Origin of the sequence: Nonomuraea monospora (assembly GCF_039531895.1) — a bacterium.
GTDB classification, from domain to species: domain Bacteria; phylum Actinomycetota; class Actinomycetes; order Streptosporangiales; family Streptosporangiaceae; genus Nonomuraea; species Nonomuraea monospora.
Genome location: NZ_BAAAQX010000008.1, coordinates 38,019 through 60,106 on the forward strand (window position 1 = coordinate 38,019; position 22,088 = coordinate 60,106).

Sequence of the window (22,088 nt, forward strand, 5' to 3'; positions counted from 1 at the left end):
GTCATGCTCCGCCCCGCGCGGGCACGTGGTCATCCTGCCTCCACCTGAGCCGGTCCACGACGTCCACCACACCGTTGACGCGATGCGTCATGCGCACGGCGACGGCCGCCTCGGAACGGCGCTCGATCCACCCGGACAGCGTCACGACGCCCTGCCGCACGTCCACCCGCACGCCGTCGGTGTTCACCCACAGGGCGCGGCCGAGGATGTCGTCGCGTACGTCCGTGGCGATGGCCTCGTCGGAGCGGACGAACAGCTTGACCAGGTCGCGGCGGCTGACGACGCCCACCAGGCGGCCGTTGTAGTCGACGACCGCGAGCCGCCTGACGTCGTGGGCGTCCATGAGGCGGGCGGCCTCGACCGCGGACGCCTTGGCGGAGACGCTGACGGCGGGGCGGGTCATCAGCTCGGCGGCGATGTCGCCACCGGCCTTCCGCCTGCCGTCGGGGTGGCGCATGCGGGCGCGCAGCGGCGGCCGGTAGCCCTCGTGGTAGAACTGCTCGCGGTACTCCTCCTTGCGCAGCAGGTCGGCCTCCGACACCATGCCGAGCACGTGATTGTCGTCGTCGGTGACCGGCACGGCGCTGATGCCGCCGTTGATGAGCGTCTCGGCGATCTCCTTGAACGGGGTGGCGGCGGACACGGCGACGACCTTGTCGGTCATCACGTCCGCGACGGTCATGCGCATGACAGGCCTCCTTGTCGGCTACCTTCAGCACATCTCGCGGAGGTGGCGGCACTCAGAGGCGAAGGTCCCGAGCGGGACGGTCGTTCGTCAGACGGCGGTGACTCAGGGCGCCACGCTCAACCTCCGGCGCGGTGCCGGTCTGGCACCCGGGTGACGAGGGCGCGCAGGGATGCCACCCGATCGCCGTCCCACACGACGTCCGGGTCAGGCTCGAGGTAGGCGACGGCGATGCCCGCGGCGGCCAGCCCGATCAGCGACCAGTCGGCGGGCGCGCTCGCGCCGGTCGGGTTGGCGGGCACCCGGCGGGCCAGCAGATCCGGGTCGGACAGCGCCATCAGGACCAGACCTCGCATCGCCGCGGTGGCCAGGGTCGCGATCAGGGGGAACCCCGCGCCGGTGTCCGGTCGGGGCCGGTAGCCGAGCGCTGTCGCCACCCGCTCCCAGCCGGTCGCCACGCGGCCGACGAAGCGCTGCTCGGAGCGGGCCAGCGCGGCCTGGACGTCCTCGCGCAGGTCGCCGTCAGGCAGGCTGGAGAACGTGGCCTGCAGCGCCAGGTAGGTGCGCCATTCGGGGGAACCGTGCACGGCCTCGAAGTCGCTGACCGCGCTCACTCGCAACAGCTCGCTCACCACGTCGTGCCGTCCCTGCGGCGTGGTCAGGTCGCCTGTGCTTGCGGCCAGCACCGAGCCGAGCAGCCGGCGGGTGGCCGCCTCGTCCACGGCGGCCGCCGGGGCGGCGCCGTCGGCCAGCTCACGGAGCAGGTCGCTGAAGAACAGGTCCTTGTACGGCCAGCGGCGGTAGACGGCGGTGCGGGACACGCCGGCCTGCTGGATGACGTCCTCGAAGCTGATGTGGTCGAGGCCGACAGTCAGCCCTTCGTGGTTGACCATGGCGATGGCACGTCCTGGTCTTCCTCCTCACCGTGCCCTTCCTGGCGCTCGACGCCCTGGCAGAGGGGCAACTGGTCCCCGGCGTCCCCTTGGCCGGGCTGGCCGTCGTCTGCCCGGCCGCCGCCGCGGCGATCCTGGAGCACCGGCGGGGCGGTGGAGCGGCCGTGCGGGCGCTGCTGCGGCGCTCGTTCGACTTCCGCCGGGTTCCGGCCACGGCCTGGTACGTGCCCGTGCTCCTGCTGTATCCGGCCGTGGTGGTCGCGTCCTACTTCGTCCTGCGCCTGACGGGGAGCCACGTGCCCGAGCCGAGCTTCTCCTTGACGACGACGCTGCTGCTGGCCGCCGGCTTCTTCGCCGCGGCCCTGTGCGAGGAGCTCGGCTGGTCGGGCTACGCCACCCAGCCGCTGCTGCAACGATGGGGCGTCCTGCGGGCGGGGCTGGTCGTCGGAGCCGCGTGGGCAGTCTGGCACTGGGGGGCGCTGCTGCAGGTGGGCCGGTCGGTGCCGTGGATCGCGTGGTGGTCGCTCGGCACCGTCGCGATGCGGCTGATCATGGTCTGGCTCTTCGCCCACCTGGGCGGGAGCGTGTTCGCCATGGTGCTGTTCCACATGACGTCCAACCTCGCCTGGCAACTGTTCCCCGTCTCAGGATCGCACTTCAACGTTCCGCTGGTGGCGGTCATGACGGTCGTGGTGGCGGCCGCTCTGGTCGCGCCCTCTGCCGCTGCGATGAGGACGAACGACTCTGAACCCGGCGCCTGAGGGATCCCATGCTGGGGGCGAGGCGGTGAGGGCGATGGCGGATCGAACGGTCAGACGGTTACGCAGGCTCATCACGGAGTTGTCGAGGAGCGACGCCGACAAGCTGCTGGACGAGATCGTGCAGGTGGCGGCCGAGATCTGCGCCGTCGAGTACGCCGGGGTGATGGAGATCGACGCGGTCCAGGGCGTGGCGCGGCCGGTGCATGCGCGCACTCCAGAGGGCGATTCGCCGCAGGTGCTCGCCCGGCTGGCGACCGGCGGGATCCTTCCCGCCTCGGCGGCCCAGGAGCCCGTACGCACGTGGATCGGTGAATGGTGCGTGCTCAGCGCGCCGATGCCCGTGACGACGCGGAGCCAGGCCGTCATCTGGGTGGCGGGCAGGGCCTTCGACGAGCACGAGGAGGAGCTGCTGGTCAGGTTCGCCACCGCGGCCGCCCGGGCGCTGGAGGCGCATCGCGATGTGGAGACGGCGGTGCGGATGCTTCGCGGGGTGCACGCGTTCTCCAAGACCTGACCTGAAACCTTGGTTCGGGACGAAAGTCCCGCGCATGAGGGTCCTCCGCGTCTGCCCAGCCCGCGTCCGCCCGGCCTACGGTCCTGGAAAACCCCGATGACGGCCGCCCGGTGGCGGACTTCAGAAGGAGGCGAGCCATGACGGATGGACTCGACCTCGGAACCCTGGACCTCATGCTGGAGGCGCTCGGCGACTTCGTGGCCGCGGCGCTGCCCGAGGAACGGCTGCTCGAGCTGGACCGCGACGACGTCTGCCCGGAGGAGACCGTCAGGCAGATGTGCGGCGACGAGCTGGGCGTGCAGCTCGCCTTCGTGCCGGAGGAGTACGGCGGCATGGGCGGTGGCGCGTTCGACTCCTACCGCATCTGCGAGCGGCTGGCCCGGCTCGACCTGGGACTGGCCACCTCGGTGTTCGCCACGTTCCTCGGCAGCGACCCCATCTTGTTCGGCGGGACGGCGGAGCAGAAAGAGCGCTGGCTCGGCAGGATCGCCAAGGAGGGCATCCTGTTCGCCTACGGCGCCACCGAGCCGGAGGCGGGCAGCGACCTCGGCGCGCTGCGCACCACCGCCACCCCGGTCGAGGGCGGCTACCGGCTGAACGGCCGCAAACAGTGGATCAGCAACGGCTCCATCGCCGACGCCTGGAGCGTGCTGGCGCTCGCCCCGGGGGGTCCGTCCTGGTTCGTCGTGGAGCGCGGCGCCGAAGGTTTCTCCTCGGCCCCGCCGGAGGACAAGCACGGCATCCGCCTGTCGAACACGGCGGCGCTCTACCTCGACGACGTGTTCGTCCCGGCGGAGAACCTGGTCGGCCTGGCCGAGGGGCAGGGGTTGACGCAGGCGCAGAACGTGTTCGGCCACACCCGGCTCATGGTGGCGGCCTTCGGGCTCGGCGGCGGCTGGGAGGCGGCCGAGCGGGCGATCCGCTACTCGGTGGACCGCGTCCAGGCGGGCGCGTCCCTGTCCACCAAGCAGGGCTACACGCACAAGCTGATCGTGCCGCACGTCGTACGGCTGGAGGCCGCGCGCGCGTTCATCGAGGAGACCGCCACCCGCATCGACGCGGGCGAAGGGTCGCTCAACACCGAAGGCGCGATCGCCAAGTACCTGGCCAGCGAGGCGGGCAACGCCGCCGCCGAGGCCGCCATCCAGGCGCACGGCGGCTACGGCTACACCAAGCCGTACCTGGTGGAGAAGATCAAACGGGACGTGCGGATCACCACGATCTACGAGGGCACCTCGGAGATCCTGGAGATGACCATCGCCAGGGACCGCTGGCAGCAGCACCTCAAGACGCGCGGCGCGTACTACCGCGACGCCGCCGTGGCGCTGGCCGCGCTGTCCGCCCAGACCGGAGGCCACATCGCCGCGCTCGCGCTCGAAGGTCTCGCCACGATCATGGAGGCGTGCCGGGCTGCCAGGCTCACCCGCAGCCAGCACGTCCTGCTGCGGCTCGGAGAGCTCATCGCCTACGGCGAGGCCGCGGGCAGTCTGGCCCGGCGCGCCGCCGCCGCGCTCGACGGCACCCTCCAGGAGAAGGCCGAGCGCCGCTTCGAGCCCACCGCGCTCGCGGCCGTCAGCCGCGTCTTCGCCCGCGACGCCGCGATGAAAATCGCCGAAGAGGGCGCGCGGTGGGTGCTCGGCGCGCTCCCGGACGGCGAGGCGGCCGGGCTGGACGGGCTGCGCGCGGAGGAGACGCGGGCGGCCCAGCGCGGCCTGCTCGCCGACATGGACCTGCTCGCGGACGTCATCTACGGCCGCGCCGACCTTCAGGAACCGTCATGAACCCCATCACGCTCGAACCCGTCGCCATCGTCGGCCTGGGGGCGATCATGCCCGACGCTCCTGACGCCGCGGCCTTCTGGGAGAACCTCAAGGCAGGCCGGTACTCCATCTCCGACGTGCCTCCCGGCCGATGGGACCCCGCGCTCTACTACGACCCCGACCCCAAGGCGCCGGACAAGACGTACTCGCGCATCGGCGGCTGGGTGCGGGACTTCCCGTGGGACCCGATGGGCTGGCGGCTGGCCGTGCCCCCGGCCGTGGCCGCGCAGCTCGACGACGGCCAGAAGTGGGCGGTGAGCGCGGCCAGGGCCGCGCTCACCGATGCCGGCTGGCCGGGCTGGGCGGTCGATCCCGAGCGGGTCGCCGTGATCATCGGCAACGCCCTCGGCGGGGAGAAGCACTACCGCTCCAACACCCGCATCGAGCTGCCGGAGTTCGTGTGCCGGCTGGAGCACTCGCCCGCCTTCGCCGCGCTGCCCGCCGCCGTCCGCGAGAGCGTGCTGCGCGAAAGCGCCGGCTCCTTCCTGGACGGCTACCCGCCGATCACCGAGGACACCATGCCGGGCGAGCTGGCCAACATCATCGCCGGGCGGGTGGCCAACCTGTTCAACCTGCGCGGGCCCAACTTCACCACCGACGCCGCCTGCGCCTCGGGCCTGGCCGCCATGTCCGCGGCGGTACGGGGACTGCAGACCCGCGACTTCGACGCCGTGATCACCGGCGGCGTGGACGCCAACATGGGGGTGGCCGCGTTCGTCAAGTTCTGCAAGATCGGGGCGCTGTCGGCCACCGGCACCCGGCCCTTCGACGCGGGCGCCGACGGGTTCGTGATGGGGGAGGGCGCCGCGCTGTTCGTGCTCAAACGGCTCGCCGACGCCGAACGCGACGGCGACCGCGTCCACGCCGTCATCCGCGGCATCGCCGGGTCCAGCGACGGCAAGGGCAAGGGCATCACCGCGCCCAACCCGATCGGACAGCGCCTGGCCATCGAACGCGCCTGGGCGGGAGCCGGCCTGAGCCCCGCCGACGCGACGCTCGTCGAGGCCCACGGCACCTCCACCCGCGTCGGCGACGCCACCGAACTGGCCGCGCTGAGCGAGGTGTTCGAGAAGGCGGGCGCGCAGCCGGGGGCGATCGCGCTCGGGTCCGTGAAGTCCAACATCGGCCACCTCAAGGCCGCCGCGGGCGCGGCAGGCCTGTTCAAGACCGTGATGAGCCTGCACGAGCGGGTGCTGCCGCCCAGCCTGCACTTCGACGAGCCGAACCCGAACGTCGACTGGAACTCCGTCCCCTTCCAGGTCAACACCGGGCTGCGGGAGTGGGAGCGGCCCAGTGGCGGTGGCGTGCGCTGCGCAGGCGTGAGCGCGTTCGGCTTCGGCGGCACGAACTTCCACGTCGTCCTGGAAGAGCACATCCCGGGTCGGCACCGTTTCGCCGATGCCCCCAGAAGCTACGCCGTCTCCCGCACCACGGCGGCGACGTTCACCTCGCCCACGGTCACCTCGCCCACGTTCACCTCGCCCACGGTCACCTCGCCCACGGTCACCTCGCCCACGGTCACGGGACCGGCGGCCACCACCGGGACGACCGGCGCGAGACCGCCGCTGCGCGGTGCGGCCGTCGTCGGCGGCGCGAACGAGGCCGAGGTCATCGCCCGCCTGGAGCAGGTGCGCCCCGCCACCACCCCGTGCCCCCCGGACCCGGCGCTGGCCGGGGCCGCCATCCGCGTCGCCATCGACTACGCCGACCCCGCCGACCTGACCGCCAAGGCCGACAAGGCGATCACCGCCCTGCGCACCGGCAACCAGGCCATGTGGCGCATGCTGCGCGCCCAGGGCGTCTTCCTCGGCCGCGGCCCTGCCCCCAAGGTCGCCTTCCTCTACACCGGCCAGGGCTCCCAGTACGTCAACATGCTGCGCGACCTGCGCGAACGCGAACCCATCGTGGCCGCCACGTTCGACGAGGCCGACCGCGTGATGACGCCGCTGCTCGGCCGGCCGCTGAGCTCGTACGTCTTCACCGAGGACACCGAAGCCGCGCGACAGGCGCTGCTCCAGACCGAGATCACCCAGCCCGCCGTCCTGACCGTCGACGCCGCGCTCACCCGCCTGCTGGAAGCCTACGGCGTGCGCGCCGACCTGGTCATGGGACACAGCCTCGGCGAGTACGGCGCGCTCGTCGCCGCCGGCTCCCTGTCCTTCGCGGCCGCGCTGGAGGCGGTCAGCGCCAGAGGACATGAGATGTCTACGCTCCAGGTGCCCGACAGCGGCGCGATGGCCGCGGTCTTCGGCCCGCTGCCGGAGATCGAGCGGATCGTCGCCGAGTGCGACGGCTACGTCGTCGTCGCCAACATCAACAGCACCGCCCAGGCCGTGGTCGGCGGCGCCACCCAGGCCGTCGAGGCGGCCGTCGAGCGCTTCCGCGCGGCGGGCATGACCGCGGCGCGCATCCCCGTCAGCCACGCCTTCCACACCTCGATCGTCGCCCCGGCCGGCGAGCCGCTGAAGGCGGTCCTGCGCCGCCTGGACATCCGGCCGCCCGCCAAGCCGATCGTCGCGAACGTGACCGGCGCGTTCTATCCGGACGGCGCCGACGCCGAGACCATGCTGGACATCCTCGGCCGCCAGGTGGCCTCGCCGGTGCGGTTCGTGACCGGGCTGCGCACGCTGTACGAGGCGGGCGCCCGCGTCTTCGTCGAGGTCGGCCCGAAGAAGGCGCTGCACGGCTTCGCCGAGGACGTGCTCGGCTCCGTCCACGACGACGTGCTCGCGCTGTTCACCAACCACCCCAAGAACGGCGGCGTACCCGCCTTCAACCAGGCGCTGTGCGGCCTGTACGCCGCCGGCCTGGGCTTCCCCGCCGCCGCGCCCGCGCGGACGCCAAGCCTGCCGATCCCGCCGCACGCCCGCCCCGAGCACGCGTCCAGCGGGACGGCCACCGCCTTCACGAGCCCCACCGCGTCCGCGAGGCCTACCACTCCCACGAGGCCCACCATGACCCCAGAGACCACCTACACCCAGCTCGGCCGCCTCTTCGCGCAGACCCTCGAACAGGGCCTGGCCATCTACGGCGGCGCCCCGCCACAGAGCGCCCCCACCACTGATCCGGTCGTGGTGACGGGAGCCGCGCTCGGGCTGCCCGGCGTGGAGCGCGTCTTCGACGACGACAACCTGGCCCGCATCCTGTCCGGCCAGCAGTTCATCGACACCATCCCGCACCGCTTCCGCCGCGCCATGGTGGACCGCCACATCACCCGCCTGGTCAAGCGCGAGGCGGGCGACCCGACGTTCGAGACCATCGGCAGCGAGAGCGACGTCCTCAAGCTCGCCGGCCGCCACGCGCCCATCGACGTCGTCGCCGAGTTCGGCGTGGACGCCGACCGGGACGCCGCCCTCGACATCGCCACCAAACTCGCCATCGGAGCGGGTTTCGACGCGCTGCGCGATGCCGGGATCCCGCTGGTCATGCACTACAAGAGCACCACGCTGGGCACGAGGCTGCCCGACCGCTGGGGCCTGCCAGACGCGCTGCGCGACGACACCGGGGTCGTGTTCGCCTCCGCGTTCCCCGCCTACGACGCCTTCGCCGGCGAGCTCGAACGCTACTTCACCGACCGCGGGCGCAGGGAACAACTGCTCGCGCTGGAAGCCGTAAGGTCCAGGACGCGCGATGACGAGAGCGCGGCCCCCGAGATCGACCGCCGCATCGCCGACCTGCGCAGGCTTCTCGAGACCGAGCCGTACGTGTTCGACCGCCGCTTCCTGTTCCGCTGCCTGTCCATGGGGCACTCCCAGTTCGCCGAGATCATCGGCGCCCGCGGCCCCAACACCCAGGTGAACGCCGCCTGCGCCAGCACCACCCAGGCCATGTGCGTGGCCGAGGACTGGATCCGCACCGGACGCTGCCGCCGCGTCGTCATCATCTCGGCCGACGACGCCACCAGCGACACCATGCTGCCCTGGATCGGCTCCGGGTTCCTCGCCTCCGGCGCCGCCGCCACCGACGACGTCGTCGAGGACGCCGCCACGCCGTTCGACCGCCGTCGCCACGGCATGATCGTCGGCATGGGCGCCGCCGCCATCGTGGTCGAGTCCGCCGAGGCCGCCCGCGAGCGCGGCCTCCAGCCGATCTGCGAGGTGCTGGGCGCCGTCACGGCCAACAGCGCCTACCACGGCACCCGCCTGGACGTCGGACACATCTCCCAAGTCATGGAACAGGTCATCCGGCAGGCGGAGAGCCGCGGCGCCGACCGCCGCACGATCGCGCCCGAGACGGTGTTCGTCTCCCACGAGACCTACACCCCCGCCCGCGGCGGCAGCGCCGCGGCCGAGATCCACGCGCTCAGGCAGGCCTTCGGCCCTGCCGCCGACGCGGTCGTGATCGCCAACACCAAGGGCTTCACCGGCCACGCCATGGGCGCCGGCATCGAGGACGTCGTCGCGATCAAGGCCTTGGAGACCGGCATCGTCCCGCCCGTCCCCAACTACAAGGAACCCGACCCTGAACTCGGCCCGCTCAACCTCTCCACCGGCGGCGCCTACCCGGTGCGGTACGCGCTGCGCCTGGCCGCCGGCTTCGGCTCCCAGATCGCCATGACCCTGATGCGCTGGACCCCGATGCCGGACGGCAGGCACCGCGCCCCGAGTGAGCTCGGCCACGCCTACCGGGTCGTGGATCCCTCAGCCTGGCAGACCTGGCTGACCGCCGTCGCGGGCCGCGCCGACGCCGGCCTCGAGGTGGTCCAGCGACGCCTGCGGGTCACCGACGCGCCCGCGCCGGTGACCGCGCCCCTGCCCACGCCCGCCCCGATGGCACCGGCGCCCCTCACGGAGCCGGCCGCCCCCGTGCCTACCGCCTCCGTGCCTACCGCCTCCGAGCCGATCGTCCCCGAGCCGATCGTCCCCGAGCCGATCGCGGCCGCGCAGACGGACCCGGTCGCAGACAGCGTCGTCGCGATCGTGTCGGAGATGACCGGTTACCCGCCGGAGTTGCTGGAGCCGGATCTGGATCTGGAGGCGGATCTCGGCGTGGACACGGTGAAGCAGGCGGAGATCTTCGCGGCGGTGCGGGAGCGGTACGGGCTGGAGCGTGATCCGAACCTGCGGTTGCGCGACTTCCCGACCCTGAACCACGTCGTCGGCTGGATCCGCGACCGCCTTCCGCAAGAGGAGCCGACTCCATCAGCAGAAGCACCTGCGGATGAGGTACAGGCCGTCGTCGTCGCGATCGTGTCGGAGATGACCGGCTATCCGCCGGAGTTGCTGGAGCCGGATCTGGATCTGGAGGCGGATCTCGGCGTGGACACGGTGAAGCAGGCGGAGATCTTCGCGGCGGTGCGGGAGCGGTACGGGCTGGAGCGTGATCCGAACCTGCGGTTGCGCGACTTCCCGACCCTGAACCACGTCGTCGGCTGGATCGGCGACCGCCTCCCCGCCCCGGAGCAGAACCCCGCCGAACCCACGCCCCTGAGCACGCCCCAGCACCCCAGTGACTTCCCGCGCCGCGTCCCCGTGCCCGTGCTGCGCCCCGCGCTCGCCCGCTGCAAGCCGACCGGCGTCAGCCTGGGAGAGGGCACCAGGATCCTCATCGGCATGGACACCGGAGGCGTCGGCAAGGCGCTGGCCGGCCGGCTCGGCAAGCTGGGCTGCCAGGTCGTGACCATCGACCCCGCCGCTCCGGCCGACGAGCTGACGGCCCAGGCCCAAGCGCAGGGCAAGGTGGACGGCGTCTACTGGCTGCCCGCCCTCGACGCCGAGCAGCCTCTGGAGGAGATGGACCCGCCGGCCTGGCGCGAGGCGCTGCGCCGCCGGGTCAAGAGCCTCTACACCCTCATCCACCACCTCTACGAGCAGGCGCCGTTCCTCGTCACCGCCACCAGGCTCGGCGGCTACCACGGCTACGACGTCGCGGGCGCCCTGGCCCCGCTCGGCGGCGCGGTGACCGGCTTCGCCAAGGCCTACCACCGCGAACGGCCGGACACCCTCGTCAAGGCGGTCGACTTCGGCACCGGCAGGAAACCAGCCTCGTACGCCGACGCTCTCATCGAGGAGACCCTGAGCGACCCGGGCTGCGTCGAAGCCGGCCACGCCGGCGGCGAACGCTGGACGGTCGGCCTGACCGAACGTCCCTTCACCGACGGCGAAGGCGTGGAGCCGGGCCCGGACAGCGTCTTCCTCATCACCGGAGCGGCCGGTGGCATCGTCTCGGCCATCACCGCCGACCTGGCCACCGCCTCCGGCGGCGTGTTCCACCTGCTCGACCTGATCCCCGAGCCGGACCCGTCGGACGCGGACCTGATCCGCTACGCGAGCGACCGCGACGGGCTCAGATCGGATCTGGCCGACAGGCTCAAGCAGCGCGGCGAGCGCCCCACCCCGGTGCTCATCGAACGCGAGCTGGTCCGCCTCGAACGCCTGCACGCCGCCCTCGACGCCATCGAGGCCGTCAGGAAGGCGGGCGGTACGCCGTACTACCACCAGGTCGATCTCACCGACCCCGACGCGGTGCGGCGCGTCATGGACGACGTGCGCGGCGTCAGCGACCACGTGGACGTGCTGCTCCACGCCGCCGGGCTGGAGGTCAGCCGTTCCCTGGATGACAAACAACCTGTGGAGTTCGACCTGGTCTTCGACGTCAAGAGCGACGGCTGGTTCAACCTCATGCACGCCGCAGCGGACCTGCCGATCGCCACCACCGTGGTGTTCAGCTCCGTGGCCGGCCGCTTCGGCAACGCCGGCCAGGCCGACTACAGCGCGGCCAACGACCTGCTGTGCAAGCTCACCAGCGGCATGCGCCGCACCCGGCCGGGCACCCGCGCGATCGCGCTGGACTGGACGGCCTGGAGCGGCATCGGCATGGCGACCCGCGGCTCCATCCCCAAGATCATGGAGATGGCGGGCATCGAGATGTTGCCGCCGGAGGTGGGCGTGCCGTGGATCCGCCGCGAGCTGACCGCCTCGGCCGAGCGCGGCGAGGTGCTCGTCGCCGGAGCGCTCGGCGTGCTGGGCGCCGAGACCGACGAGAACGGCGGGCTCGCCGCCACCACCGCCGATCAGCCCGTGGCGGAGGCGATCGACGCCTACGGCGTGCACTCCGGCCTGGTCGTCCGTGCGACGCTCGACCCGAAGCGGGAACCGTTCCTCGACCACCACCGCATCGACGGCGTCGCCGTCCTGCCCGGCGTCATGGGCATCGAGGCGTTCGCCGAGGCCGCCCGGCTGGCCGCGCCCGCCTGGCAGGTCACCGCGGTCGAGGACGTCGACTTCCTCGCCCCCGTGAAGTTCTACCGCGACGAGCCGCGCACGCTCACCGTGACGGCCACCGTCACCCCGGACGGCGACGACCTGCTCGCCCGCTGCGCCCTGACGGCCGAGCGGCTCCTGCCGGGACAGGACACGCCGCAGCGCACCGTCCACTTCACCGGCAGCGTGCGCCTGTCGCACACGCCGCGAAAGAGCGCACAACGCGAGAGAGCCGGGGAGGCTGCGGCCACGATGGCGCCGCCCGAGGTGTACAAGCTGTTCTTCCACGGCCCCGCCTACCGCGTGGTGGCCGCCGCTTGGCAGCACGGCACGGGCGCGGCGGCCAGGATGGCGGACGACCTGCCGCAGGCGACGGACCGGCCCACGATCACGCCGCCGCGCCTGGTCGAGCTCTGCTTCCAGACGGCGGGCCTGGCGCAGGCAGCCCGCGACGGCGTGCTGGCACTGCCCGCGCACGTGGACCGCGTCCTGCTGTACGAGGGCGGACGTGGGGCCGCCAAGGACGCGCAGGCGCTCGCCGAACCGAGCGAGGGCCGCTACGACTGCGCGGTCCTCGACGGCGGCGGCGCCCTGCTCGTGGCCGTCGAAGGGTACCGGGGCACCCCGCTGCCCGGCGAGCTTCCCGAAGAGGTCAGGGAAACGCTGACCCCGCTGGGAGGAGAGGCCTGACATGCCCGGCATCGAGCGGCTCGCGATCGTCAACCGGGGCGAGCCGGCGACGCGGGTGCTGGACGCCGTCGCGGAGCTCAACCGCGACGGCGCCACCTCCCGCATGACCACGATCATCCTGCACCCGGACCAGGACCGCGACGCCTGGTACGCCCGCAGGGCCGACGAGACCGTCCCGATCGGCCCCGCCACGTATCTCGACCCGCGAGACGGCCACCGCAGGTCCGCCTACCTCGACGAGGAACGTGTCATCCGCGCCCTGAAGGACGCCCGCGCCGACGCCGTCTGGGTCGGCTGGGGCTTCCTGGCCGAGCACGCCTCGTTCGCCGAGCGCTGCGAGCGGGCGGGCATCACGTTCGTCGGCCCGAGCAGTACGACGATCCGCCTGCTGGGCGACAAGGTCGCCGCCAAGCAACTGGCGGAGAAGGCGGGCGTGCCGGTCGTGCCGTGGAGCGGCGGCCCCGTGACCAGCCCGGCGGACGCGCTGGAGCACGCCCACCGAATCGGGTTCCCGGTGGTCGTCAAGGCCGCGGCGGGCGGCGGCGGGCGCGGCATCAGGATGGCCCGCACGCCGGAGGAGATGGCCTCGGCGCTGGCCGCCGCCCGCGCCGAGGCGCAGGCCGCGTTCGGCGATCCCGCCGTGTTCGTCGAACGGTTCGTCCCGCGCGCCCGCCACATCGAGGTGCAGATCATCGCGGACGCGTACGGCACCGTCTGGGCCGTCGGCGTGCGCGACTGCAGCATCCAGCGGCGCAACCAGAAGGTCATCGAGGAGTCCGGCTCCACGGCGCTCACCCCGTCCGCCGCACGAGCCGTCCGCCACGCGGCGGTGCGGCTGGCCCGCGAGGCCGGGTACCGCAACGCCGGGACGGTCGAGTTCCTGCTCGGCCCGGACACCGGCGACCTTCTGTTCATGGAGGTCAACACCCGGCTTCAGGTCGAGCACCCGGTGACCGAGGAGACCACGGGAGCCGACCTGGTCAAGCTCCAGCTGCACCTGGCCAGGGGAGGCCGCCTCGAAGGCGACCCGCCGCCCGCCCGCGGGTACGCGGTCGAGGCCCGGCTGTGCGCCGAGGACCCCGCGCAGGGGTTCACGCCCGCGCCCGGCCGGATCACCGTGTGGCGGCCGCCGTCAGGTCCCGGGATCCGGGTGGACGCGGGCGTCGCCGAGGGGGACGTGATCGCGCCCGAGTTCGACTCGATGATCGCCAAGGTGGTGGCCAGGGGTGGCGACCGCAACGAGGCCATGGCCAGACTGCGGCGCGCGCTGGAGGCGACCCGCGTGGTCATCGAGGGCGGCACCACGAACCGGGCCTTCCTGCTGTCGCTGCTGTCCCGCGACGAGGTACGGCGGGGCACCGCCGACAACCGGTGGCTGGACCGGCTGACCGCAGCGGGCGGGCACCTGCCCGAGGCGGATCCGATCGCCGTGCTGCAGGCCGCCGTCGAGGCGTACGACGCCGACCATGAGGCAGAGCTGGCCGCCTTCCACGAGGCCGCCGGCCGGGGCCGTCCGCAAGCGCCGGAGCAGCCGGGGCAACGGGCCAGGCTGCGCTACCGCGGCCACCCGTACGACCTGCGCGTCCTGCGCACCGGCCCCGACCGGTACCGGGTCGAGACCGCAGACGGGCCGGCGGACGTGGACGTACGGCGGCTGAGCCGGCACGAGCGGCGGCTGTCGTGCGGCGGCGCCGGCTACCGCACACAGATCTCCACCCGAGGTCCCGCCTACCTGGTGGAGGTGGAGCGAGGCGGGGAGTGGGCCGCGCACGGCGTGCACCGCGACGACGGCGGCATCGTGCGAGCTCCGCACCCGGCCTTCGTGGTGTCCGTCCCCGTCACCCGCGGGGATCGGGTGGCCGAGGGCGACCCGCTGGTGGTGCTGGAGAGCATGAAGCTCGAATCCACGCTGGCCGCCCCGTACGCGGGCGAGGTCGCCTCGGTCGAGGTGACCGCCAACACGCAGGTCGTGGCCGGTCAGCCGCTGCTGCGCATCCGCGAGGCGGCGGACGCCGCGGAGCCGACGGGGACAGCCGTGTCCTTCACCGCGCTCACCAGCGCCCGCACCGCGGCGGCGGGGTGCGGGCCGAGGTACGCGGCCCTGTGCGGCTGCCTGCTCGGCTTCGACGTGGACCCGCCTCAGAGCGGCGGGCACGAGCCGGACGAAGCGCCCGACGACCCGGAGCTCCTGGCGTGCGAGGAGGCGTTCCTGGACCTGTTCGCCGACGTCTGCGGCCTGTACCGGCCCCTGCCCGAGCCGGAGGAGCCGGACAGCGCCAGCGCCCAGGAATACCTCCTGTCCTACCTGCAGTGGCTCGACCCCGGCAGAGCAGGGCTCCCGCCCGGCTTCCGCACCCGGCTGGAACGAGTCCTGGCCAGGTACGGCGTCCACGGGCTCGACCGCACACCACAGCTCGAAGAGGCCGTCGTCTGGCTGTTCCGCTCCTTCCGCCGGGCCCACGAGCTCGTGCCCGCCGTGGTGGCCGTGCTGGAACGGCGGCTGCGCCACCGCGACCTGCCCCCGCCCGGCAGGGAGCTGATGGACAGGCTCGCCATCGCCGCGCAGGTCCGGCACCCCGTGGTGGCCGAGCTGGCCAGAGACGTGCGCTTCCACTACTTCGACGAGCCGCAGCACGAGCGGGCACTGGCCGCCGTGTACGACGAGATGGACGCGCACCTCGACGCCCTGGCCGCCGGCCCCCGCAGGCCCGGCCGCGACGAGCTCATCGACCGGCTCGTGTGGTGCCCCCAGCCGATGCGCGGCCCGCTGCTGGCCCGCTGGCAGGCGTCCGGCACGGAGATGAGGAGCGCGGTCGTCGAGATCTACATCCGGCGCTTCTACCGCACCCGATCGCTGGAACATCTCACCTGCGACGGCAGGCTCGGCACGGCCGATTTCGAGCACGAGGGCGTCCCGTTCCACCTGGTCGTGGCCTACACCCCGCTGGCCGGCTGCTCCGAGGCGTGCGCGGACATCGCCGCGCACCTGAAGGGCGTGGACCCGGAGCGGCGGGTGATCGCCGAGCTGATGACCTGGCGGCCAGGGGAGCGCCCCGACGCCGACACCACCCAGGCCGAGGTCGCGAGCCTGCTCACAGGCCTTGATTTCGGTCGTACCCTGGAGCGGCTGTCCGTGACCGTCACCAGCGCACGCGGCGACGGCCCCGAGCACCACCGCACCCAGCACTTCGCCTACCGGCACACCCCTGGCGGCTTCGAAGAGGAGCCCCTCTACCGCAACCTGCACCCGATGATCGCCGAGCGCGCCGAGCTGTGGCGGCTGTCCAACTTCACCCTCGAACGCCTGCGCTCGGCCGAGGACGTCTACCTCTTCCGCGGCGTCGCCAAGGACAATCCGGCCGACGTGCGCCTGTTCGCCATCGGCGAGGTCCGCGACCTGACGCCCGTCCGCGACCGCGGCGGCCACGTCGTGTCACTGCCACGGCTGGAACGCATGGGCCTGCAGGCGCTGGCGGCCATGCGGGAGCACCTCGCCACCACACCACCGGAACGAAGGCCCCGCTCCAACCGCATCATCTTGTGCGTGCGCCCGCCGTTCGACGTGCCGAAAGCCGACTGGCCCGGCCTGGCCAGGCCGTTCGCGCCGCTGGCCGCCGGCGTCGGCCTGGACAAGCTGATCCTCCAGGTACGCCTGCCCGGCGGGCCCGCCGCCCTGCACGTCGAAGGGCTCGGCGAGGAACGCGTCGCGGTCCGCCAGGAGCCCTACGGCCACGAGCCGATCAGGCCGCTCACCGAATACCGGCGCAAGGTGCTGCGCGCCCGCCGCTTCGGCGCACCCTACCCGTACGAGATCGTCAGGATGCTGGCCCCGCCCGACGGCGCCCCCGGAGACTTCCCACCCGGCACGTTCACCGAGCACGACCTGGACGGCGACAGGCTCGTCCCGGTGGACCGGCCCGAAGGGCACAACACCGCCAACCTGGTCGTCGGCCTCATCACCAGCCGCACCGCCAAAGTGCCAGAAGGCATGACCAGGGTCGCCATCCTCGGCGACCCCACCCGCAGCCTCGGCGCGCTGGCCGAGCCCGAATGCCGGCGCGTCATCGCCGCACTCGACCTGGCCGAACGCATGCGGGTGCCGGTCGAGTGGTTCGCGCTGTCGTCCGGGGCCAGGATCGCGATGGACAGCGGCACCGAGAACATGGACTGGATCGCCGCCGTGCTGCGCCGCCTCATCGAGTTCACGCAAGGAGGCGGCGAGGTCAACGTCGTGGTCACCGGCGTGAACGTGGGCGCGCAGCCGTACTGGAACGCCGAGTCCACCATGCTCATGCACACCCGCGGCATCCTCGTCATGGTCGCCGGCAGCGCCATGGTGCTGACCGGCAAGCAGGCACTCGACTTCTCCGGCGGCGTCTCCGCCGACGACAACACCGGCATCGGCGGCTTCGAACGCATCATGGGGCCCAACGGCCAGGCCCAGTACGGGACGGCGAGCCTCGCCGAGGCCGGCCGCATCCTGCTGCGCCACTACGAGCACGCCTACGTCGTGCCCGGCGAGCGCTACCCGCGCAGGCGCGCCACCTGCGACCCGCCCGGCCGCGACGTGCGCGACTCGCCCCACGCGGGTCCCGGCTTCCGGACCGTCGGGGAGATCTTCTCCGGCGCGCACAACGCCGAGCGCAAGAAGCCGTTCGACATCCGCTCGGTCATGCGCGCCGTGTGCGACACCGACGCCGACGCCGGACCGCTGGAGCGGTGGGCCCGCTGGCGCGACGCCGAAACGGCCGTCGTCTGGGACGCGCACGTCGGCGGCATCCCCGCCTGCCTGATCGGGCTGGAGTCCGCACCGCAGCCCAGGCACGGCTTCGTGCCCGCCGACGGGCCGCCCGCCTGGACGGCCGGCACGCTGTTCCCGCAGTCGTCACGTAAGGTGGCCCGCGCGATCAACGCGGCCAGCGGGAACCGGCCCGTCGTGGTGCTGGCCAACCTGTCCGGCTTCGACGGCTCGCCGGAGTCGATGCGGCGCTGGCAGCTCGAGTACGGCGCCGAGATCGGGCGGGCGGTGACCAACTTCGCCGGGCCGATCGTGTTCGTGGTGATCTCCCGGTATCACGGCGGCGCGTTCGTCGTGTTCTCCAAACGGCTCAACCCGAACCTGGAGATCGCGGCCGTCGAAGGCTCCTACGCCTCTGTCATCGGCGGCGCCCCCGCCGCGGCCGTGGTGTTCGTCCGCGAGGTCCGCGCCCGCACCGAGCGCGACCCCCGCGTGACGGCCGCCAGGCAGTCCGGGCCGCGCTCGCGGCTCGTCGAGATCACCGAGGAGGTGCGGGCGGACAAGCTGCGCGCAGTGGCCGACGAGTTCGACCAGGTGCACAGCATCCAGCGGGCCCTGCAGGTCGGCTCGGTCGACCACGTCATCCCGGCCGCCCGGCTACGCCCCTACGTGATCGACGCGCTGGAAAGGGGGATGGCGGCGACATGAGATGGCTGGCACGCGGCGAGCAGCACCTGCCCGCCGGAGACGGCTGGCTGGCGCCCGAGGAAGCGCGGCGGGCGGCCGGCATGCGCTTCGCCAAACGGCGCACCGAGTTCCTGGTCGCCCGGTGGACGGCCAAGGAGGCCATGGGGCGGCTCTACCCGGCGCCCGCGTACGAGCTGGAGGTGCGCCACCATCCGAGTGGCGCACCCGAGGCCTATCGCGCAGGGAAACCGCTGCCGGTCGGCCTGTCACTGACCGACCGGGCCGGCTGGGCGGTCTGCCTGCTCGGCCTGGAACCCGGCGCCGTCGGCTGCGACCTGGAGCTGGTGGAGCCGCGCAGCGCCGCCTTCGTCGCCGACTACTTCACCCCCGCCGAGCGGGAGGTCATCGGCGCGGATCCACTGCGGGCCAACCTGCTGTGGTCGGCCAAGGAGAGCGCACTGAAGGTGCTGCGCACCGGATTGCGCAGGGACACCCGCTCGGTGGAGGTGACGCTCGGCTGCGGCGCGCCGTCGGACGGCTGGAACGGGCTGACCGTACGGGCTCAGGAGGGCAGGACGTTTCACGGCTGGTGGCGCAGGTACGGCGGCTTCCTGCTCACAGTGGCGGCCGACCGGCCGGTGCCGCCTCCGCGCGGGCTGGAGAACCCGTCCGCGCTGGCTCGCGCCGCCCCGTCGCACAGCTGGCTGGCCAGCCCTCTCGCCCGATAGACGTCGGCGAGAGCGAGCCGTAGGCTGCATATATAGACAGCCTACGCATAGGAGGCGGCGATGGCCCGCTCCGGTACCGCCCCGTGGCGTCATCTCCTCATCGGCCTGCACGTCATCACCTCCGTGGGATGGATGGCGTTCGCGCTCGCGCTGGTCGTGCTGCTGACCCACGCCACACGTACGGGAGACGCTCACGCGTACCGCATGGCCGACCTGCTCGACGACGACATCCTCCTGCACTTCGCCAACGCTTCGGCCTTCTCCGGCCTCATGCTCGCGGGCATGACCCGCTGGGGATACACGCGTCACTGGTGGGTCCTGCTGAAATTCGTCATGACGCTGTGCCAGCTCTACGCCGGGATCTTCATCCTCGGCACTCAACTGGACGGGCTCGCCGCGGGGAGCCAGAGATCCGCGACCGGCCTCACCGTCGCCACCGGCTTGATGGCGTCCGCACTGGCGTTCCAGGCCTGGCTGTCGGTCGCCAAACCGTGGAGACGAACCCCCTGGTCCAGGACCACGAGCGCCCCGCTGGAGGCGCCACGCTGGATGTTCGCCGCAGCGGTCGCGGTGCCCGTCATCGACTACCTGACGGCCACGTTCGTGTTCGGCCACCCCGCACCCCTCTTCACCGTGGTGACCGTGCTCGGCCATCCCCTCTGGCGGGCCATGCGCGCGACCGCCCGGCGTGGCACCCTGGCGCCCGGTTGACGGCGAGACCTTCCCGCCACGGCACCCTGCGCGGGACGGCGGCGCTCAGGTGATCGCTCAGGTGACCTCGGGCACCATCTCGATCGCGCCCGCCGGGCATTCGGCCACACACAGCCCGCAGCCCTTGCAGAAGTCCAGGTCGATCTCGTACCGCAGCCCAGGACCCAGCTTGAGCACGGCGTTGTCAGGGCAGACGCCGTAGCAGTTGTCGCACTCGAAGCAGTTGCCACACGACAGGCAACGGCGCGCCTCGAACAGCGCCGTCGACTCCTCCAGGCCGCCCTCCACCTCCTCGAAAGTGCTCGTCCTGCGGGCCAGGTCCAGCTTCGGGCGCACAGTCGCCGGCGCGTCGCTGTAGTACCAGGTGTTGAGCAGATCGAAGTCCGCCATGGGGTGCTTGGCAGCGGGCGCGTAGGCGCTGCCGCGCAGCCAGGCGTCGATATGGCGGGCCGCCTTCTTGCCGTGCCCGACGGCGACCGTCACCGTGCGTTCGGCGGGCACCATGTCGCCTCCCGCGAACACGCCGGGGCAGCCGGTCATCAGGTCCGGCCCGACCTTGACCACACCGCCCTCGACCTCGACGCCGGGCAGCCCGGCCAGCAGCGACAGATCCGCCTCCTGGCCCAGCGCCAGCACCACCGAGTCGGCGCGCAGCTCCTCGAACTCGCCGGTCGGCTGCGGGAAGCCGGTCTCGTCCAGGCGCATCTTCTCGATGGTGATGCTCTGGCCGCCGGCGTGCGCGATGGTGGACAGCCACCGCATCCGCACACCCTCCTCGACGGCCTCGGCGACCTCGCTGTCGTGCGCGGGCATGCGGTCGCGGGTGCGGCGGTAGACGACGAGCGCGTCGCTCGCGCCCAGCCGCCTGGCGGTTCTGGCGGCGTCCATGGCGGTGTTGCCGCCGCCGTAGACGACGACGCGGCGGCCCAGCAGCGGAGCGGAGGCGTCCTCCATGCCGCGCAGCACCGAGACGGCGTCGAGGACGCGGGCCGAGTCGCCGGCCGGGATGTAGGCGCGCTTGCCGATGTGCGCCCCGACGGCCAGGAAGGCGGCGTCGAAGCCGCGCATCGCCGCGGCCAGGTCGGTGACGGTGCGGCCCAGCTCCAGGGTGACGCCCATGTCCAGGATGCGCTGGATCTCGGCGTCCAGGACGTGGCGGGGCAGCCGGTAGCGGGGGATGCCGAAGCGCATCATGCCGCCCGGCTTCGTGCCGGAGTCCATGAGGGTGACCTGGTGACCGAGCCTGACCAGGTGATAGGCGGCCGACAGCCCGGCCGGGCCCGCGCCCACCACCAGCACCCGCCTGCCGGACGGCTCGGCCTGGATCGGCATCGTCCAGCCGTGCTTGATCGCCTTGTCGCCGAGGAAACGTTCGACCGAGTTGATGCCGACCGCCTCATCCAGCTTGCCGCGGTTGCACGCGGTCTCGCAGGGCCGGTAGCAGACCCGGCCCATGACGGCGGGGAACGGGTTGTCCTGCATGATCTGCCGCCAGGCCGCCTCGTAGGAGGGCTCCTCGGCCAGGCTGAGCCAGCGCTGGATGTTCTCCCCGGCGGGGCAGGCGTGGCTGCAGGGCGGCAGGCGGTCCACATAGACCGGGCGTTCGGTACGCCAGGCCCCGGTCTTGTTGGCCTGGCTGCTGCCGGCTCCCAGGGTGATGGCGAAGGGCTTGTCCATGATCAGTCCACCAATCCGAAACGGCGGATGTTGCGGTCCGCCGATGCCTGGATGCGGGCGATGACGTCGGCACGGGGCGGGTCGCCGAACAGGTGGGCGTAGCGGCCCTGCAACCTGAGGTAGTCGTTGACGGGGATCCGCCGCCTGATCTTCGTCACGCCGGTGACCTCGCCGCGTTCGGCCTCGAAGACCGGGAACAGGCCGGACTCGGTGGCCAGGCGGGCCACCCGGATCGTGTCGCAGGCCGCGGTGACCCAGCCGAGCGGGCACGGCACCAGAATGTGCAGGTAGCGGGCGCCGCGGACGTCCATCGCCCGGCGCACCTTGTACTCCAGGTCGCGCAGGTCGGCCACGGTCGCCGTGGCCACGTACGGGATCTCGTGCGCCATCGCGATGAGCGGCACGTTCTTGCCCTGGCCGAACTCCTGCCCGGGCAGGGGAGTGGTGGCGGTGCGCGCGGCCGGCGGGGTGGCGCCGGAGCGCTGCACGCCGGTGTTCATGTACGCCTGGTTGTCATAGCAGATGTAGAGCACGTCGTCGTCGCGCTCGAACATGCCCGACAAGCAGGCGAAGCCGATGTCCACCGTGCCGCCGTCGCCGCCCTGACCCACCACCCGCACGTCGGTACGGCCCTTCGCCTTCAACGCCGCCGCCACCCCCGTGGCCACGGCGGGGGCGTTGCCGAACAGGGAGTGGATCCACGACACCTGCCAGGCGGTCTCCGGGTAGGGGGTGGAGAACACCTCCAGGCAGCCGGTCGCGTTCACGGCGATCATCCGCCCGCCGGTCGCCTGGATGGCCGCGTCGATGGCGTACCGGGCGCCGAGCGCCTCGCCGCAGCCGCGGCAGGCCCGGTGACCGGAGGTCAGCGCGTTGCCGCGGTCGGGCGCGGCTTGGACGGCGCGCTGCTCGGGCGGCAGCAGCCGGTTGCCGACCGCGAAGCTGCCGACCTGATAGAACTTGGTGCGTTGCGCGGGCATGG

11 protein-coding genes are annotated in these 22,088 nt (G+C 72.6%); 7 read left to right on the top strand and 4 right to left on the bottom strand.

What is annotated here, in order from left to right:
* Nucleotide 1 precedes the first annotated feature (1 nt).
* Nucleotides 2-688: a CBS domain-containing protein gene (locus tag ABD331_RS17415; protein ID WP_344475806.1), complete on the bottom strand. Its 687-nt coding sequence runs from the start codon at nucleotides 686-688 to the stop codon at nucleotides 2-4.
* Nucleotides 689-804: 116 nt separating this feature from the next.
* The gene (locus tag ABD331_RS17420; RefSeq protein ID WP_344475808.1) at nucleotides 805-1,578 is read right to left on the bottom strand and encodes a TetR/AcrR family transcriptional regulator; all 774 of its coding nucleotides are present in this window, start codon (nucleotides 1,576-1,578) and stop codon (nucleotides 805-807) included.
* A gap of 32 nt (nucleotides 1,579-1,610) precedes the next feature.
* Between ABD331_RS17420 and ABD331_RS17425 the strand changes: the two genes are divergently transcribed.
* The 7 genes from ABD331_RS17425 to ABD331_RS17455 all read left to right on the top strand — a co-directional run bounded on the left by ABD331_RS17425 (nucleotide 1,611) and on the right by ABD331_RS17455 (nucleotide 19,429).
* Nucleotides 1,611-2,339, top strand: coding sequence for a CPBP family glutamic-type intramembrane protease (locus ABD331_RS17425; RefSeq protein WP_344475810.1), 729 nt, complete (start codon nucleotides 1,611-1,613; stop codon nucleotides 2,337-2,339).
* A gap of 34 nt (nucleotides 2,340-2,373) precedes the next feature.
* Nucleotides 2,374-2,853 (top strand): hypothetical protein, encoded by a 480-nt coding sequence (locus ABD331_RS17430; RefSeq protein ID WP_344475812.1) that lies wholly within the window; start codon nucleotides 2,374-2,376, stop codon nucleotides 2,851-2,853.
* Nucleotides 2,854-2,990: 137 nt separating this feature from the next.
* Nucleotides 2,991-4,634 (top strand): acyl-CoA dehydrogenase family protein, encoded by a 1,644-nt coding sequence (locus tag ABD331_RS17435; protein ID WP_344475814.1) that lies wholly within the window; start codon nucleotides 2,991-2,993, stop codon nucleotides 4,632-4,634.
* Complete coding sequence (locus tag ABD331_RS17440; protein WP_344475816.1) at nucleotides 4,631-12,565, top strand: SDR family NAD(P)-dependent oxidoreductase; 7,935 nt, start codon at nucleotides 4,631-4,633, stop codon at nucleotides 12,563-12,565. The genes ABD331_RS17435 and ABD331_RS17440 overlap by 4 nt, the downstream gene beginning before the upstream one ends.
* Before the next feature lies 1 nt (nucleotide 12,566).
* Entirely contained in the window at nucleotides 12,567-18,011 is a 5,445-nt protein-coding gene (locus ABD331_RS17445) for an ATP-binding protein (protein WP_344475818.1), read from the top strand.
* Nucleotides 18,008-18,718, top strand: coding sequence for a 4'-phosphopantetheinyl transferase family protein (locus ABD331_RS17450; RefSeq protein WP_344475820.1), 711 nt, complete (start codon nucleotides 18,008-18,010; stop codon nucleotides 18,716-18,718). Before ABD331_RS17445 ends, ABD331_RS17450 begins: the two co-directional genes overlap by 4 nt.
* Nucleotides 18,719-18,778: 60 nt before the next feature.
* Nucleotides 18,779-19,429: a hypothetical protein gene (locus ABD331_RS17455; protein WP_344475823.1), complete on the top strand. Its 651-nt coding sequence runs from the start codon at nucleotides 18,779-18,781 to the stop codon at nucleotides 19,427-19,429.
* A 57-nt stretch (nucleotides 19,430-19,486) separates the two neighbouring features.
* On the opposite strand, the gene ABD331_RS17460 is transcribed toward ABD331_RS17455, so the two are convergent.
* Both ABD331_RS17460 and ABD331_RS17465 read right to left on the bottom strand, forming a co-directional pair.
* Nucleotides 19,487-21,106, bottom strand: a complete 1,620-nt coding sequence (locus ABD331_RS17460; RefSeq protein WP_344475825.1) for an NAD(P)-binding protein — start codon at nucleotides 21,104-21,106, stop codon at nucleotides 19,487-19,489.
* Nucleotides 21,107-21,108: 2 nt separating this feature from the next.
* Nucleotides 21,109-22,086: a thiamine pyrophosphate-dependent enzyme gene (locus tag ABD331_RS17465; RefSeq protein WP_344475826.1), complete on the bottom strand. Its 978-nt coding sequence runs from the start codon at nucleotides 22,084-22,086 to the stop codon at nucleotides 21,109-21,111.
* Nucleotides 22,087-22,088: the final 2 nt, after the last annotated feature.